The organism is Amycolatopsis sp. (assembly GCF_025464955.1).
Classification (GTDB): Bacteria; Actinomycetota; Actinomycetes; order Mycobacteriales; family Pseudonocardiaceae; genus Amycolatopsis.
The window spans coordinates 34,245-51,538 of sequence record NZ_JAODNM010000104.1; the positions used below are offsets into that span (position 1 = coordinate 34,245).

General features: G+C 69.4%; 12 protein-coding genes. 4 read left to right on the forward strand and 8 right to left on the reverse strand.

The annotated features are described in order from the left end of the window. Window positions 1-51 precede the first annotated feature (51 nt). The 5 genes from JWQ81_RS24390 to JWQ81_RS24410 all read right to left on the reverse strand — a co-directional run bounded on the left by JWQ81_RS24390 (window position 52) and on the right by JWQ81_RS24410 (window position 7,191). Window positions 52-1,326, reverse strand: a complete 1,275-nt coding sequence (locus tag JWQ81_RS24390) for a VWA domain-containing protein (RefSeq protein WP_297544891.1) — start codon at window positions 1,324-1,326, stop codon at window positions 52-54. Beyond that, complete coding sequence (locus JWQ81_RS24395; protein ID WP_297544893.1) at window positions 1,323-2,099, reverse strand: protein phosphatase 2C domain-containing protein; 777 nt, start codon at window positions 2,097-2,099, stop codon at window positions 1,323-1,325. The genes JWQ81_RS24390 and JWQ81_RS24395 overlap by 4 nt, the downstream gene beginning before the upstream one ends. Next, entirely contained in the window at window positions 2,096-4,315 is a 2,220-nt protein-coding gene (locus tag JWQ81_RS24400) for a serine/threonine-protein kinase (RefSeq protein ID WP_297544895.1), read from the reverse strand. Before JWQ81_RS24400 ends, JWQ81_RS24395 begins: the two co-directional genes overlap by 4 nt. Further along, window positions 4,312-5,472, reverse strand: coding sequence for a hypothetical protein (locus JWQ81_RS24405; RefSeq protein WP_297544897.1), 1,161 nt, complete (start codon window positions 5,470-5,472; stop codon window positions 4,312-4,314). Before JWQ81_RS24405 ends, JWQ81_RS24400 begins: the two co-directional genes overlap by 4 nt. Before the next feature lie 159 nt (window positions 5,473-5,631). Beyond that, window positions 5,632-7,191, reverse strand: a complete 1,560-nt coding sequence (locus JWQ81_RS24410; protein ID WP_297544899.1) for a Na+/H+ antiporter — start codon at window positions 7,189-7,191, stop codon at window positions 5,632-5,634. A gap of 147 nt (window positions 7,192-7,338) precedes the next feature. On the opposite strand from JWQ81_RS24410, the gene JWQ81_RS24415 reads away from it, so the two are divergent. Then, window positions 7,339-9,852, forward strand: a complete 2,514-nt coding sequence (locus tag JWQ81_RS24415; RefSeq protein WP_297544900.1) for a DUF4118 domain-containing protein — start codon at window positions 7,339-7,341, stop codon at window positions 9,850-9,852. 15 nt (window positions 9,853-9,867) lie between these two features. Here JWQ81_RS24415 and JWQ81_RS24420 read toward each other — a convergent pair whose 3' ends face one another. After that, a complete protein-coding gene (locus JWQ81_RS24420) occupies window positions 9,868-10,593 on the reverse strand; it encodes a response regulator (protein ID WP_297544902.1) in 726 nt (241 codons plus the stop codon). 414 nt (window positions 10,594-11,007) lie between these two features. Here JWQ81_RS24420 and JWQ81_RS24425 point away from each other — a divergent pair, with 414 nt between their 5' ends. Next, a complete protein-coding gene (locus JWQ81_RS24425) occupies window positions 11,008-11,538 on the forward strand; it encodes a universal stress protein (RefSeq protein ID WP_297544903.1) in 531 nt (176 codons plus the stop codon). A 10-nt stretch (window positions 11,539-11,548) separates the two neighbouring features. Here the strand turns inward: JWQ81_RS24425 and JWQ81_RS24430 are convergent, their stop codons facing one another. Beyond that, entirely contained in the window at window positions 11,549-11,692 is a 144-nt protein-coding gene (locus tag JWQ81_RS24430) for a hypothetical protein (protein ID WP_297544912.1), read from the reverse strand. A gap of 241 nt (window positions 11,693-11,933) precedes the next feature. On the opposite strand from JWQ81_RS24430, the gene JWQ81_RS24435 reads away from it, so the two are divergent. Next, complete coding sequence (locus JWQ81_RS24435; protein ID WP_297544914.1) at window positions 11,934-12,893, forward strand: ATP-binding cassette domain-containing protein; 960 nt, start codon at window positions 11,934-11,936, stop codon at window positions 12,891-12,893. After that, a complete protein-coding gene (locus JWQ81_RS24440) occupies window positions 12,890-13,678 on the forward strand; it encodes an ABC transporter permease (protein WP_297544916.1) in 789 nt (262 codons plus the stop codon). The genes JWQ81_RS24435 and JWQ81_RS24440 overlap by 4 nt, the downstream gene beginning before the upstream one ends. On the opposite strand, the gene JWQ81_RS24445 is transcribed toward JWQ81_RS24440, so the two are convergent. Beyond that, window positions 13,675-16,845, reverse strand: a complete 3,171-nt coding sequence (locus JWQ81_RS24445; RefSeq protein ID WP_297544918.1) for a BTAD domain-containing putative transcriptional regulator — start codon at window positions 16,843-16,845, stop codon at window positions 13,675-13,677. The genes JWQ81_RS24440 and JWQ81_RS24445 overlap by 4 nt on opposite strands. Window positions 16,846-17,294 lie beyond the last annotated feature (449 nt).

The window sequence follows — 17,294 nt, forward strand, 5'->3', positions numbered from 1 at the left end:
AAAAATCGGTGGCCGCGGAGTCGTGGCCACTCGGGCAGACTGGCATGGCCGTCAGCTCTTGCGCACGCGCGAGGTCTTGGTGGAGCGCGTGTCCAGCGTCATCGCATCGGCCTCGGTGATCCGTGACTTCAGCCGGACAGTGCCGGTGACCGGGTCCTCGACGTCGACCACCTTCGCCAGCAACGCCGCGGTCTCGGTGTTCCCCGATTCGGCCGCCAGCTTCACCGCGCGACCGAGCTTGGCGGTGGCGCGTTCGACGTCGCCCGCCCGCTGGGCGGCCATGCCCTCCTGGATCACGCCCGCCAGTTCGGCCTGGCCGGTGTAGTGCGCGATTTCCTTGCTCAGCCGCGTCGACAGGGCCGGGTCTTCGGTCCAGATCGCCTTGACCAGGGCCTGGCCCAGCACCTCACCGGCGACCAGGCTGACCCGAGCGGCGAGCATGACGTCACCGATCTTGCCGGGCACCACCTCGACGCAGACGTGGTAGTCGCGGCTTTCCGTGCCCCAGGAGCCGGTCGGGTAGTCGCCGCTGCGCGGGCCGGAGTCCGTGCGCTTGCCGGTCAGGTCGACGACCTCCGGCGCGACCTGCTTGACGAATTTCACCTTGGCACTCTCGGGAGTCCACAGCCGCAGGGACACGTCGGCGACCGCCTTGCCCATCGCGGCCGCGGCCATCGCCCGGAAGTCCGCTTCGAGCCCGGCGGGATCGGCGATGATGTCGACCGTACCGAGCAGCGCGGTCGCGACCTTACGCAGCTCAGCGACCTCCCAGGCGGTCCCGACGCCGCGGCAGTCGCAGACGAACCGGCCCTCACACGCCTTCAGGACCCGTTCGAGCTCTTCGGGTCGCTCGTGTTCGTTGCGCCCGTCGGTCAGCAGGATCACGTGTTTCAGCGCGCCTTCGTGCCCCGCGAACAGCTGGGACGCAAGGGAAAGCCACTTCCCGATGGCGGTACCGCCGACCGGCTTCAGCGTCCGCACGGCGGCTTTGGCCTGGGCTCGGGTCTGCGCGTCGGCGGTGGCGAGTCCGGCGGACGGGTAAACCGGAGTGGCGAGTGAGGTTCCGGCCACGACTGCGAACGCGACACCGTCACGCAGGGCGTCGATGGCCGCCGAGGTCGCCTGGATCGCCGCGGCCATCTTGTCCCGCGGGTACTCCATCGAGCCCGAGCAGTCCACGATGATCACTTCGGCCGCCCGGGTCTCCCCTTGAGGCCGGCCCGTGCCGGACGCGGTCACGGTGAGCACCGCGTTGACTTCGCGAGCGCCGTCAGGGAGGTACTCGTTCTGGTAGACCTCGACCTGGAACTCCGGTCCGCTGCTCATGATCTGGCTCTCCTTGCGTCGGTCGGCGGGAACCGCACCACCGCGACGGTGATGTTGTCGTGCCCGCCCTGATCGTTCGCGTACCGGACGAGATCCGCGGCGGCCGCCGCGGGGCTCTCCGAGGTCCGGATGTACTCGGTCAGCGCGTGCGCTTCGCCGAGGTAGTTCCACAGGCCGTCGCTGCATAGCAGCACCGTTCCCGGTTCGTCGGGCCGGAACGTCAGCTCCCCCGCGGCGACCTCCCCGGCGTCCGCTCCGAGCCATGCGGTCAGGACGTGCCCGAGTGCGTCGTCCTCGGTCAGGCGGCGGGATTCCGTCATGCCGAGCCAATAGGCCCGGCTGTCGCCGACCCAGCCGACAGTCACGTCCTCGTCCGTCACCACGGCCGACACATACGTACAAGCCGGGGTCTCCGTCGTGTCGGGAGCCAATGCGCTGACAGCGTCATCAGCCGCCCGCACAGCCTCCTTCGTCGAGCCGTCGTTCGCGAGCACCTGGACTGCGGCTTCGACTGCTACGCGCGAAGCGTCGTCCGGACGGTCCGATGTGGACACGCCGTCGCAGACGACGGCGATCACCCGATCGGTCACCCGCAGCGCGACAGCGTCCTCGTTGCGGTGGTGCCGGCGGCCGCGGTCGCTGATCGCGGCGGCGACGACCAGGTCCAGCTCGACCCGATCGCGCCCGGTCGGCTGGGCCAGGCCGCACCGCTCGCAGAAGTTGTCCCCGGCGGACACGGCCGCGCCACAGCCCGCGCAGTCCTTTGTGGTCACAACCAGGTCACCGGCCGGACGGCGTTCGCCTGATCCACCAACGCGACCCGCTGGCGCTTGTCGGTCGCCAGCCGGGCCAGCGCCCGATAAGACCGCTCAAGGCCGCGGCTGAGATCCCGCTCGGTCAACGGAGAACCCAGCACCACTCCCCCGTCGGCCCGACCCCGGTGGGCCGCCGCCCACCCGTGGGCCGAGCGGAGCAGCTCCACCGCCATCAGCGCCCGGCGTTCCGCGTCGAGCTCCAGCGCTTCCAGCCGGGCGGACGCCTCGACCAGTTCCTCCTCGACGATCTCGGCCGGATCGCGGTCGTGTGTGCGAGCCCGCACGGCCGCGAGCTGCGCGGCGAGATAGTGACGGGAACTCGCCGGTACCGAAGCCAGCCCGTCGACCGCGCCCGTCCGGTTTCCCTGCCTCAACAGAACTCGCGCCAGCCCGAACGCGGCGCTTACGTGCGCGTGGCCGGTACGCCACACGATGTCGTAGAACTGCGCGGCCTTGGTGAATTCGTCCTGGCATTCGAGCACGGCGGCAATGGCGAGCTTCGGCGCGGCCTCGCCGGGCAGGGCGTCATACACGGCGTCGAAGTACCCGTATGCCTGTGCGGGCTGCCCGGCGGCGAGCGCGGCGAGGCCCCGATACCACTCGACTCGCCAGTCCCACGGATCTTCCTGACGAAGTTGTTCGAGGAGCACCGCGGCGTCGTCCAGCTCGCCCAGTTCGATCCGGGCGCGGGCGATCCGAAGCTTGGCCTCCGCTGTCGACGGACGAGCATGCGCGAGCGCCTCGATCAAGGCGGCCGGGTCGTCGGTGGCCACCGACGCGAGCAGTCCCGAAGCCGCGTCGGTGGTGTCCACCCTCGGCACCGGCAGTGCGGCCACCAGTGCGGACGGCTGGATCGGCGCGGGCCAGCCGGCGAGTTCGGTCCCGAAGACCTTGCGCTCGGCGCCGAACACCGTCGAGACGCCGGGCCGTGGTTTGCCGTCGTCGGTGGCCAGGACTTCACGCAGCACGCCGGTCAGCTGCTCGGCCATCTCCTCGGCCGAGGTGAACCGCCGGTCCGGATCGTGGTCGGTGGCGCGCCGCAGGAAGCGGCGGTAGGAGTCGTGCCGGGCCAGGAGCGGCACGTCGGCCGCGATGGGCAGGGTGTCGCGGTGTGCGCCGACGTAGTCGAAGTTGAACGTCAGCACGGCCAGTGTGCGGCCCACGGTGTAGAGGTCCGAGTCGACCGACGGAGTTTCGTCGCCGATTTCGGGCGCGCAGTAGCCGTCGGTCTTGTAGACGGCGCTGTCCTCGTCGTCGAGCCGCCGGACCGCGCCGAGGTCGATCAGCTTGAGCTGTTCCTCGGACTGGATTACGTTGTCCGGTTTGAAGTCGCAGTACGCCAGGCCCTTGCCGTGCAGATAACCCAGTGCGGGCAGCACTTCCAGCGCGTAGGCGATGGACTGGCCGATCGGCAGCGGACGCAGGTGGCCCGACGAGTCCCGCTCCGACCGCAGCTGCTTGAGCGACTGCCCGCCGACGTACTCCATGACGATGTAGCCGACCATCGACCCGCCGCGCGGATCCGGGTGCTGCACGAAGTTGTAGATCTTGACGATGTTCGGGTGCTCGACCTCGGACAGGAACCGGCGTTCCGCCACGGCCGCGGCCATCGCCTCGGCATCGCCGGTGTCCAGCAGTCCTTTGAGGACGACCCAGCGATCGTTGACGTTGCGGTCGTGGGCGAGGTAGATCCAGCCGAGGCCGCCGTGCGCGATGCAGCCGAGTACCTCGTACTGCCCGGCCACGATCTCGCCCGCGACCAGCTTCGGCGCGAACGAGTACGCGGCACCGCACTTCGGGCAGAATCCTTCGGTGCGGCCGGGTTTGCCGTCACGGCCGCGCCCGACCGGCGTGTCACACGTGCCGCAGAACCGTTTGTGCTCGGCCACTTCCGGGTCGGCGAGCACGGCCGACGCCGGGTCGCGATACGGGACCGGCGGTACCTCCACCAGCCCGGCACCCAGCCGGCCGCGGCGGGTCGAGCGGGTGGACCTCGTCGAACCCCGCCGCGAGCCGCGGCCGGTGCGGGTGCTGACCGGCATCGACATCCGCGAGGAAACCGGTGCGGGGGCCGGAGTGGGGACCACCGGCGTGCCCACCGGAGCCATCCCGCAGACGTCGCAGAACCCGTCCTGGATGGTGCCGGTACACCCGTTCCTGGTACACGTGGTCATCGTGCCGTCCCTTTGCCGCTCAGTGCCCGCTGGTAGGCCAGCACGGCGGTGGTCGACGCGGCGAGATCGCACGGTGCGCGCCACAGCAGGTCATGTGCGCGCTGGTGGATAGCCGCCAGTTCGTCGTCTTCGCTGTACCGCAGGCGCGCGGCCTTGACGTGATATGCCTCCAGGCGACCGCGCAGCTCCGCGCGCCGGTCGAGCAGTTCCCGCGCGTTGAGTCGAGCTTGGTTCGCCCGTTCGGTCGCGGTGTCGATCGCCGCCCGCAGCTGCGCCAGTTCAGCCGACAGGCGGCGTAGGTCCGCCAGTGACGAGACGACGTCAAGACGCCCGGCCAGCACCGGGACGGAATCCCGGGCGTCCGCGAGGGCGGCCGAGATCTTGGTTCGCGCAAGGGCGATCGTGTCCCGCGCCTCGCGCTCGGCGTCGGCCAAGCGGCCTAGCGAACCCCGGAGCCCGGCGACTTCGACGTCACGCTCGCGACGCAGGCGGACAAGCTCGTCGATCTCCCGTCGCACCGCATCGAGTTCGCCGGTCAGCCGGGTGATCCGATCGTCGTTCCCGGGCAGTGACAGCGGGTCGGAGAACACCGTCGTGCGGATCACGGCCAGCTCCTCGCGCACCCGGCCCAGCTCGGGGCCGGCGACGTCGGCAGCCGTCGCCGAGCGCAGCCGCTCGTCCATTTGGTCCAGCCACGGCACGTAGTCCGACCAAACCTGTTCCGCGGCCGTCAGGACGTCCACGACCGCGCGGTAGCCGGACGTCATCGTCGTAACCAGCTCGCTCAAGCTCACGAACGGCCCCGTGGCCGACGGCTCGGTGAGCTCGTGCCGCTCTCGTTCGGCAGGCAGTTCGACGACGTTGCCGCGCAGAAGCTCGTTCAGCTCCGTGAGATCCCGGGTGCCTTCAGCCCGGCGAAGGACGTCCTGGTATCGCCCGAACCGGTCCCAGAGCTCACCGATCGCCGCCTGCGCGGCCGTCCAGCGGTCGCGGGAAGCACCCGCCGTCACGACGCCTTCGAGAAAGCGCCGTCCCGGATGGTCCTCCAAGCCGACCAGCGTGGCCGAGATGGTGTCGCCCTCGGCTCGTAAGCGGCGCAACTCCTCGTCGGCTTCCGGCCGGCTCATCGGCGTGACGGCCGCGTTCACCGATGCCACTTCCCCTCCGCCTCCCCCCAACTACCCCCGATCTCGTTGTATACGTGGATGCCGCAAGCCACCACACCGACGGCATCAAGATCTGCCGCCCGGATATCAAGGAGACGTCAAAACACCCAGGGTCGCCGCACGACTACGCGTCAAGCGCCTGCCGTGCGGTCAGTCGTCGCCGAGGCCGGTGGTCTCGAGGTCGAGTTCACGCTGGATCTGCCGTCGGACGCTGTCGGTGATGGCACCGCGGGCGAACAGCCGGGCCAGTTCGGCGCTCTCCACCGCGAGCAGGTCACGGCGCAGCCGCCGGTAGCTCACCGAGTCCGCCATCCCGTCGGGGTCGTCGCCGGTGCTCGCCACGAACCGGTCGAGCCGCGCCTGCCAGCTGCTGCGGAGCTGTTCGATCAGGAACAGCGGCGCCGATTCGGTCTCGGCGATATGCTCGAGCCGGGCAAGCGCGGCTTTCGCGAGCTCTCCGCGGGCGCTGCTTTTCTCCTCGCGGATCTCGTCGGGATGCACGGCGATCCCCGACCACGTCACCAGTGGCCCCAACGTGAAGCCCTGCACCACCAGGGTGAGCACGATGACCGCCGTCGTGAGCAGCAGCACCAGATCACGCGCGGGCAACGCGGATCCGTCGGCGACGGTCAACGGCAGCGACAGCGCCGCGGCGAGCGGCACCACCCCGCGAGCGCCCGCCCAGGACACCACGACCGGAAGGCGCCATGACGGCCGCTCGTCGCCCTCACCGCGGTGCAAGGCGGCCGACAGCGGGAACACCCACAGCAGCCGGACCACGATCAGGGTCGCGCCGAGGGCAAGCGCCTGCAGCGGCCAGCCCAGTTCACCGGACAACCGCCGCACGAGCCCCGGAAGCTCCAGCCCGATGAGCCCGAAGACCACGCTTTCCAGCAGGAACACCACCGTGCGGTACACCGCGCCGACCTGCAGCCGGATCCGGGAAGTGGACAGCTTGCCCGCCTGCGCGCCCAGCCCGACACTGGCCACGACCACCGCCGTCACCCCGGAGGCATGGATCGCCTCGGCGAGCACATAACCCGCGTACGGGGTGACCAACGAGATCACCGTCTCCAGCATCGGGTCCTCCGTGCGACGCCGGATGAAGTAGGCGCCCAACGCCGTCGCCAGCCCGACCAGCACTCCCCCACCGGCCAGCACGACGAATTCCCCGACCGTCGAACCCCACGACGCGGAACCCGCCGCCACGACGAGCGACAGCGCAACCCGGAACAGCAGGAGGCTGGTGGCGTCGTTGAACAGGCTTTCGGCCTGCACCACGGTCTGCACCCGCGCTGGCAGCGGCAGCCGCCGCGCCAACGCCGTCACCGCGACCGGGTCGGTACTGGCCAGGATCGCGCCGAGCACGAACGCCATCCCGACCGGCATCGACGTCAGCGCGAGCGCGACTCCACCGACGGCGGCAGCCGACACCAGCACCAGCCCGAGCGACAGCCCCGCCACCGGTTTCCACGCCGCCCGCAGATCCCGCATGGGCAGTTCCTCGCCCGCGGCGAACAACAGCGGTGGCAGAACCACCAGGCTGATGATCTCCGGGGTGACCTCGATCGTGGGCACCCCGGGCAGCAGCCCGACAAGCACGCCGGCCACCACGAGCAGCGACGGCGCCGGCACACTCAGCCGCTTCGCGAACGTCGCGACGACCGTCGCGACCACGACGAGAAAGAGAACGGTCTCCACACCACGCACGACATGTGCCTCCTGGCCGGGACAGTACCTGCCGGGCTTCCCGGTTCGACGGAGGTCGACGCCGCGCGGACGGATTTACGTTTTCTTTGCGGCACTGGCGATCCACATACCTTGGGAGCGCACCCGGACCACCGTACTGTCGCGCGCGTGACCGATAAGCGCCGTCGCGGCGAGTTGCGGATCTACCTCGGGGCGGCCCCCGGCGTCGGCAAGACCTTCGCGATGCTCGGCGAGGCGCATCGCCGCGCGGAACGGGGTACCGATGTCGTCGTCGGCCTGGTCGAGACGCATAGCCGGGCGAAGACCGAACAGCTCGTCGAAGGCTTGGAGATCCTGCCCCGCGCCTACGTCGAGCACCGCGGCCACGAGTTCGCGGAACTCGACGTCGACGGCCTCCTCTCGCGCAAACCCGAGCTCGCCGTTGTCGACGAGCTGGCCCACACCAACGTGCCCGGCTCCCGCAACACCAAGCGGTGGGAGGACGTCGAGGAACTGCTCCAGGCCGGGATCGACGTGGTGTCCACGGTCAACGTGCAGCACCTGGAAAGCCTCAACGACGTCGTCCAGCGGATCACCGGCATCCGGCAGCAGGAAACCGTCCCCGACGACATGGTCCGCCGCGCCGAGCAGATCGAGCTCGTCGACATCACTCCCGAGGCCCTGCGCCGCCGACTGGCCCACGGCAATATCTACGCCGCGCACAAGATCGACGCGGCGCTCGGCAACTACTTCCGGCCGGGCAACCTGAACGCGCTCCGCGAACTCGCCCTGCTGTGGATGGCCGACCAGGTGGACGTCGCCCTCCAGCGCTACCGGACCGAGCAGCAGATCACCGACACCTGGGAGACGCGGGAACGCGTCGTCGCCGCGGTCACCGGCGGCCCGGAGAGCGAGACCCTCATCCGCCGGGCGTCCCGGATCGCCGTGCGGGCCGGCGCGGAGCTGCTGGTGCTGCAGGTGCTCCGCGGTGACGGCTTGGGCACGACGGGTTCACAGTCCAGCGCCAACCTGCGCAGGCTCGCCGCCGACGTCGGCTCCACGTTCCATACCGTGGTCGGCGACGATGTGCCGACCGCGCTGCTCGACTTCGCTCGCGGCGCGAACGCGACCCAGCTCGTCCTCGGCACCTCGCGGCGGTCGCGGTTCGCGCGGCTGTTCGACGAGGGCATCGGCGCGACCACCGTGCAGCAGTCGGGGCCGATCGACGTGCACATGGTCACCCACGACCAGTCCGTCGGACGCCTTCGCGCCCGCCTCGGGCGCAGCCCCCTGACCGCCTCGAGAAAGACACTCGGCTGGACCCTGGCGGTCGTGCTGCCCGCGCTGGCCACCCTGATCGGCGCGGTCTGGCGGCACCAAGTCACCTTCACCACCGACGTGATGACCCACCTTCTCGTGCTCGTGACGGTCGCACTGGTCGGTGGTCTCGGTCCCGCGTTGTTCGCGTCGGCCGTCAGCGTCCTGCTCCTGGACTTCTTCTTCGTCCCGCCCTTGTATTCCCTGAGCATCGCCGAACCGGAGAACGCACTCGCGCTGATCGCGACGGTGGTCGTCGCCGTGATCGTCGCGCTGGTGGTCGACGGAGCCGCCAGACGAGGCACGCAGGCAGCTACCTCAAGGACCGAAGCGACCCTGCTCGCGTCCTACGCGCGAACCGTGCTCACCCACCCCCAGCCCCTGAACCGGTTGTTGGAGAAAGTGGTGGAGAACTTCGGGCTGACCTCGATCGCGCTACTGGAGAAAACCGACGGCGAGTGGCTACGGGTGGCCTGCGTCGGCGAGGGGCCGTGTGACGAACCGAGCGAGGCCGACGTGGACGTTCCGGTGACCGCGGACGTGCACCTGGCACTCCGCGGCAGGGCACTGCCTGCCGCCGATCGCCGGGTACTGGAGGCCGCCGCCGGGCAGGCGCTGCTAGCGTTGCGCCAGCAGCGGATGACGACCGAAGCGACCGCCGTCCATCGCCGCGCCGCGACCACGGAACTGCCCGGCACCCTGCTGTCCGCCGCCGAAAACGACCTCCGCGAACCGCTGTCCACCATCAGAACCGCGCTCGGCAGCCTCCGCGAACAGCTCCCCGACGAAAAGCTGGCCGCGGCGCAGAACGCGGCCGACCTGCTCTCAGACGTGGTGGACGAACTGCTCGACAGCGCGCACCTGGCCACTGGGGTACGACCGGTCCGGCTGGGATCCGTGTGCTACCAGGACATCGTGGCGCGGGTGTTGTCCGCCGCGCGCCTCGACGAGCCGGTGGCCGTGGACATCAACGAAGCGCTGCCGCCGGTTCACGCGGACGCCGGCCTGCTGGAACGGGTCGTCGCGTGCCTGGTGGACAACGCCGTGCGCTACGGCACGCTCACGCCGCGGCGAAGGGTGGACGTCGATGGCGACGGCCGCGTGGCCGAGAACGAGCCGATCATGGCGATCCGGGCGAGCGAGCACTCCGACCAGGTCGAACTGCGGATCGTCGACCACGGCCCCGGCCTGCCCAAGGGCGCCGCGGAGTCGTTCTTCACCCCGCCGACCGACGAAAACAACGGGCGGCGGCTCGGCTTCGGGCTTTCGGTCGCGAAGGTCTTCACCGCCACCATGGGCGGCACGATCCGCGCGGAAGACACCCCGGGCGGCGGACTCACCGTGGTGATCTCGTTGCCGCACTGAGCGCAGTCACCCAGCTCACCGCTCGAAGCGATAGCCCATCCCCGGTTCGGTGAGCAGATGCCGCGGGCTCGACGGGATGCGCTCGAGTTTGCGGCGCAGCTGCCCCAGATAGACCCGGAGGTAGTTCGAGGCCGACAGATGCTCGGGACCCCACACCTCCATGAGCAGCTGCTGCTGGCTCACGAGCCGGCCGGGGTTGCGCACGAGGACCTCCAGGATCGCCCACTCGTGCCGGGTGAGGTGGACCAGTGTCCCGTCCTTGAGCACCGTCTTCGTGACCAGGTCGACGGTGAAGGAGTCGGTCTCGACCGCCGCCTCGCCGCTGGAGTTCGGCGAAGCCGTGAGCCTGCGCACGACAACGCGGACCCTGGCCAGCAGTTCCGCCATGACGAACGGCTTGGTGACATAGTCGTCGGCCCCGGCGTCAAGGGCCTTGATCTTGTCCTCGCAGTCGGCGCGCGCGGACACCACGATGATCGGCAAGGTGGACCAGCCGCGCAGTCCGGCGATCACGTCGGCGCCGTCGATGTCGGGCAGGTCGAGGTCCAGCACGACCAGGTCCGGCTTGCGGTCGACCGCAAGCCGCAGCGCCGTGGCACCGTCGGACGCCGTCAGGACTCGATAGCCTTTCGCGCGGAGGCGGACACCCAAAGTCTGCTGGGAGCGCTGGTCCGCGTCGACCACAAGGACCGTGACCGCGTCGCCGTGATCTCTGGCCGTCTCGTTCCTCCAGCGAGGCACGGAGGTTCGCGCGGGCTCAGGCTCAGTGTGATGGCTCTCGTCCACGTGATCGATCAGTGTCCGCTCAGCTCCGTTCACTCAGCATCCTCGTGGTGCGCAGACGACGTCCCCGCCGCGCGACGCGCTCCGGCGAAACGCCATGGAACCGCTGGGGCAAAAGCGCTTCCTCAGTGTGTCGCTCAGTGTGCCTCGCCGATCATGGCGCCGGACAAGACCAGGCGAAACCTTGACGGCACGTTTACGACCAGTGACGCGCAGTCAAGGGCTTCCCGGACGACCGCGAGCGCCTGCCGTCAAGAAAGCGCATCGAGATCGGGCCCAGAGCGCCGCCCGCTGTCAATTTTTCGGCAGTATCCGCGGCCGGCACCGGAAACCGGGCAAAAATCACCCCTGCACGAGAGAAGGTGGCCGATCATGGTCGAGATCGCTCCACGGCATCGCCTCGTAGTCGGTGTCGACGGCACGGCCAATTCGGTGTCGGCCTTGCGCTGGGCGGCCGAACAGGCACTCCGGTTCAGGAACGCCGAAATCTGGGCCGTCCACACGTGGTACCGCTGGAGCACCGGGATGGCGTCCGCTCCGGACGCCGTTACCGATGTCTGGTCACACGAGAACGCGCGGTGGTGGGCAGAAGGCACCACGCTGCACACGACCGTGTCGGCCGCGTTCGGTGACAACGTCGGTTGCCCGGTCCGGAAGATCCTCGACTTCGGTGCCCCGGCAGGGATCTTGCTCCGGTATGCGGCTCACGCAGACCTGCTCGTACTGGGCAGTCGCACGCGCCACGATCTCGGCATCCACGCCACGGCCGTCGCGGGCCCGACCGCCCGGGCGTGCCGGCAGCACGCCACCTGCCCGGTGGTCGTCGTTGCGTCAGCCGCCCGCACCACCGCCCTCCTCCACGTGAAGCACGTCGCAACGTCGTCCCAGCACGTCATCGTCTAGCGCTTCAGGTCTAGCGCGGCGGTTGTCCCTGGTGCGGGGGAGGCCGCACGTCGTCGCGGGCGGCGGCCTTCTGCCGTTGTTCGATGCCGCGCAAGATCAGTACCAGCACCACGAAGCTGCCGATCAACATCGCGGTGTAGGCCAGGTCGCTCATTCCGAAGTCCTTTGTCGAACGAGACAATGCATCCGCCAGAGTGGTACCGCCCCGTTGTTCGCGCCGGGTTCGACCATGGAGTCTTGACGCCCAGGCGCCAGAAATTGACAGCGCGTTGATCGGTGCTGTTGATCGGTGCCTGGGTTGCTCGGTGAAGGCGCGATGACACCGCGGTGAAAGCCGCGGCGGGCACGCTCGGCGGGGTCGTGGCCACCAGCGCCACCCCTACGAAAGGACGGACGTGGCCACCAACCCGTCCCGGCCGGCGATCGCGGCAACCGGGCTGCGCAAGTCGTTCGGCGAACACGTTGTGCTCGACGGCGTCGACCTGAACGTCGCCGAGGGAACGATCTTCTCGCTGCTCGGCCCGAACGGCGCCGGCAAAACCACAACGGTGCAGGTCCTGTCCACACTCATCAGCGCGGACGGCGGCGAAGTGCGGATCGCCGGCCACGATCTGGCGACCGATCCCGATCTGGTCCGCGCCGCGATCGGGGTCACCGGCCAGTTCTCCGCGGTGGACGGCCTGCTCACCGGCCAGGAAAACCTGATCCTCATGGCGGACCTGCACCATCTGGGCCGGGCCGAAGGACGGCGGCGCGCCGCCGGGTTGCTCGAGCAGTTCGACCTCGTCGAAGCGGCAGGCAAGACGGCCGCGACCTACTCCGGAGGTATGCGACGCCGGCTCGACCTCGCGATGACATTGGTCGGCGACCCGCAGGTGATCTTCCTCGACGAGCCGACCACCGGCCTGGACCCACGCAGCCGACACACCATGTGGCAGATCATCCGCGAACTGGCCGCCGGCGGGGTCACCCTCTTCCTGACCACGCAGCACCTGGACGAGGCCGATCAGCTCGCCGACCGGATCGCGGTCCTTGACCACGGAAAGCTGGTCGCCGAGGGCACCGCGGACGAACTCAAGCGCCTCATCCCCGGCGGTCACATCCGGCTGCGGTTCGCCGACCCGGTCCGGCTCGAACGTGCCGCCGTCGCTCTCGCTGAGTCGTCAACTGACGACGACGCGCTCACCCTCCAAGTCCCCAGCGACGGCAGCGTCCGGTCGCTGCGGGCGTTGCTCGACCGGCTCGGCGACGCGTCGATCGAGGTCGGCGAGTTGACGGTGCACACGCCGGATCTCGACGACGTCTTCTTCGCCCTCACCGGCCACCCGACCACCGAGAAGGAAGGCGCACGATGAGCACCTTGTCCTACGCCGCAAGCGATTCGGCGACCATGCTGCGGCGCAATCTCCGGCACGCACTGCGTTATCCCTCGACGATGATCATGTCCTTGGGCGTCCCGATTCTGCTGCTCCTGCTGTTCGTCGGCGTTTTCGGAGGCGCGTTGGGCGCCGGCCTCGGCGGCGCGGCGAAAGGCACCCGGTACATCGACTACCTGGTCCCCGGGATCATCCTGATGACCGTCGGCTACGGGAGTTCGACGACGGCATTGGCCGTCAACAGCGACCTGACCGAAGGCATCATCGCCCGGTTCCGCACTATGGCGATTTCCCGCGCTTCGGTGCTCACCGGGCACGTCGCCGGGGCCATGATCCGGACGATGCTCAGCGTGGCACTCGTCATCTGCGTGGCACTGGCCATGGGATTCCGGCCGACGGCCGGTCCGCTCGAATGGCTCGCTACTATCGGCGTCGTCGTACTGCTCGTCCTCGCGCTAACCTGGCTGGCGGTCGCCATCGGGCTGGCGGCGAAGAGTCCTGACGGCGCGTCGAGCTTCATCCTCATCACCCAGGTACTGCCGTTTCTCAGCAGCGCGTTCGTCTCGCCCGGCTCGATGTCGGGAGCGGTGCGCTGGTTCGCCGAGAACGAGCCCTTCACCCCCATCATCGAGACAATGCGCGGACTGCTGACGGGCGCTCCGATCGGCAACAGCGCCATCATCGCCCTCGCCTGGTGCGTCGGACTCGCGTTGGTGGGCTATCTGTGGGCACGAGCGCTGTTCAAGCGCGATCCCGTGCGTTAGGGCCGCGCCCGGAGAGCCCTCAGGGCGGCGGCGCGCAGACTGTCGGGCGCCAGGTCGGCATACGAGGACACCGCGTCGGAGTATGCCGGCCCGTCGGCTTGCTCGGCGGCGCGCCTGGCACGTTCACCGGACATGGTCGGCTGGAAGTTCCGCAGGACACCGAAACGCTCCGCCAGTGCGGTCAATCGCGCCCCTGACGTCGTGGCACGCTCGTCGCCGGCGCGCTCGCCCCGGTCGAAGTCCACTGTGGCCAGAGCCAGCGCCAACGTGCCGCAGACGAAGAGACTCTTGAGGTACGCCGGCGGCTTGACGACGGGTTCGAGGAGCAACGTCGTGAATTTGCGCGGCAGCTCGTCGATCATGTCCTGGACGAGTTCGGGCCTGCCGTGCCGGGCATGGGCGATCACGGCGACGGCCGTGTTCTCCAGGATCCACGGGTTCAGGTCCGGCGGCTCGACCCGGTCGACAGAGTCCTCGGTGTCCTCGATGTTCTTCAGCCTGTCGACAGCTCGCCGCCAGAGACGCAGTCCGGTCTCGACCTCACCCCGCGCGAGCAGGATCTCCGCGCGCACCCCGAGGTCGGAAGCGAGCGCGTTGTCCGTGTCCTCCGGCCGATCCAGCGCCACCCGCTCCAGCCAGTGCTCCGCCTCGTCGACGGCGCCGACCTGGAGGTTGGCGACCGCAAGGCTCCACCGGATCCCGATTACGTTCCGAGAATTCCCCAGCTCCTCGAGCGTCGGCAGCGCGTCCATCAGATGACGCCGCGCCTGGTCACCCAGCTGAGCCTGCATGCATAGCTCGGCGATCCGGCAGTGAGACATCGCCCATGACCACGGGCTTACCTCGTTTCCCAACGCGGCGAGCATCCGCTCGGCGGCCTTCAGCGCGTTGTCCAGATTACCGTCGATCTCCCACAGGTAGCTGGCGACGACGTTCGCGGCCGCGGCCAGCAGCAGCTCGGGACTGTCGCACAGCGCGTCCAGGGCCGTGCGGTCCGGCCCGAGCACTTCGGGCGTGGCACGCAGGACAATCCCGAGGGCCCGGTTCAGCGTGGTCGGCGGGGCCGGCGGCAGCCGGCGCAAGGTGACCAGCGACCGCACCGCGCGGGGACCCTGGATCGCGAACGTGTTTGAGGTGCACAGCGTCGAGACGGCCCGAACGACCTCGACGAATTCGGGTTCCGGCCGGAAATGCGACAGCACCCAAGCCGTCTCGTCGGCCAACGCCGTCATGCGCGCGAAGTTGGAGTCGATAGTCCACAAAGCGCCGAGCACGGCGGCGGTCGCGGCGACTGTTGCCCCGTCCGCCTTGGCGAGTCCGTGCCGCAGCGCGTGCAGGAGGTTGTCCTGCTCGTCCCGGATCCCCGCCACCGCCGAGAAGGGGTCCGGGCCGAACGGCGCCGCGTAGTGCGCCAGCCCGAAATCCCGCGCCCAGGCGAGAAAGCCGTCCAGCACCTGGTCGATCTCGCCGGCCCCCTCCTGGCGTGCTGCACTGAACTCGCGCACGGTCTCCAACATACGAAACCGGGTTCCCGACTGCGTGTCGGCCACTTTGAGCAAGGACTGGTCGACCAGATGCTCCAAGACCCGCAACACGTCGTCGTCGCCGAGCAGCCGTCGTGCGGCGTCGGCAGTGAAGCCACCGACGAACACGGACAGCGCGCGCATCGCGGCCTGCCCGGCCGGATCGAGGAGGTTCCAGCTCCAGTCGACCACGGCGTGCAAGGTGTGATGCCGCTGCGGCGCGTCCCGTGCCCCGCCCCGCAACAGGCCGAACCGATCGTTCAAGCGGCGGGCGATCTCGCTGGCCGACATGACCCGCACCCGCGCGGCCGCCAACTCGACGGCCAGCGGTAACCCGTCCAGGTGACCGCACAGCTGCCGCACCAGGTCGGCGGGCAGGTCGACCCCGGGCCGGGCCGCCGTCGCGCGCTGCCGGAACAACTCGACCGTGGTCGACAAGTCCAGCTCAGGCAACGGGTACACAACTTCAGACGACAGGCCGAGCGGGGCACGGCTCGTGGTGAGCACCCGCAGTTCCCTCGTCATCGACACCAGCGCCCGCACCAGCTCGGCGACACCGGCGATCACCTGCTCGCAGTTGTCCAGCACCAGCAGGGCAGGGCCCGGGCCGAGGGCGTCGGCAATGCGGGCGACCACGTCCGGGCCTGCCACCGCTCGCAAGGACTCCCCGACACCGAGGGCCGAGGCCACCTCGGCTGCGACATCCTGATCACCGGTCACCCCGACGAGCGGGACCAGTTGAACGACGCGTTGTCGCGCCCGGCGGCTCACCGCATGCGCGAGACGGGTCTTGCCCAGCCCGCCCGCACCGACGATCGAGACGACCCGACCCGCGCCCAGCAAGTCCGTCACCGCGGTGAGATCGTCGCCGCGACCCAGCAGCGGGTTGGGCTCGTGCGCGATTCCCTGGCGTACCACGGGTGCCTCGCCGTGCAACAGCTGTTGGTACCCGGCTTGCAGCGCCGGGCCGGGATCGACGCCGAGCTCCTCACGCAGCGACCGGCGGTACGCGTCATACCTGACCAGCGCCGCAGCCGGTCCGGCTGTCGCCGCCTCACAGCGCAGTAGCTCAAGGAGCGCCTCTTCATCCCGCGGCCGCTCACGAACGACCTCAGTGAGCGGCCCGAACGCTTCGACATGGCGACCCAACCGCGACAGGGCCAGCGCGCGAGAACGGACCAGCGACCGATAGGTCGATGCCCGTTCCGTGCGCAGCGTGGACAACGGGTCATTGAGCCCGGGGTCGGCTTCCTCAGCCGCCGCCCACAGCGCGATACCCGTCTCGGAATGGGCGAGCGCGGCCTCGTTGTCACCGGCATGGAAGTGCCGGGCGCTCGCGGCGGCGCTGAGCAGCACGGCGGACGTGTCAACCTGGTCCTCGCTGAGCGCGAGGCGGTAGCCGGTGGACGTGCGGGTGATGACGTCGGCGCCGATCTGAGCCCTGACCCGGGAGACCAGAACCTGCAGCGCCTTCGTAGGGGCCCCGGGCCGCTCGTCCGGCCACACCCCCTCCACCAACCGGGAGATGCCGCAGCCCGTACGCAGATCGCCGGCAAGAAGCGCAAGCAGACCACACAACCGCGGCCCGGTGATCTCCCGGCCGCCGTAGGACACCCGGGACAGCAGGGTCAGTTCGATGGTCACCGAACCAGCTTAGTGGCCGACTTCGGAAGTTCGGCGGAGGCGAGAACGCCTTGGCAACCGCGTCGACACACTGCTGCTAATGCAAGGACTCCCCGTCTACTGAAGCAAGGACAGCGGCGACGGGCACGCGGCACGGATCCAAGCGCCATGTCGGTACCGCTGTGGAAGTTCGCAACTCGACGGCGAGTTGCGATCACGCCCTGAACGCAGTCAGAGCTCACACGGCTACGGTGGCTGAACTCGCGTCCACCGAAGCAAGGACCAGGGCGGCGAGCGGCGCGCTGTACGGATCCCAGCGCTTCTCCCGTCACGCGGTGGTACGACCGGTGCCGATGTGACTGCTGAGGCTCGCCTCGTCCGCTCCCATTCGTATCGGGGGATCCCTGGTCCGAATGATTCGTACCAGGGATCCCCCGATTCAGTACCGCAACGGGCCTTCGCAACTCGAC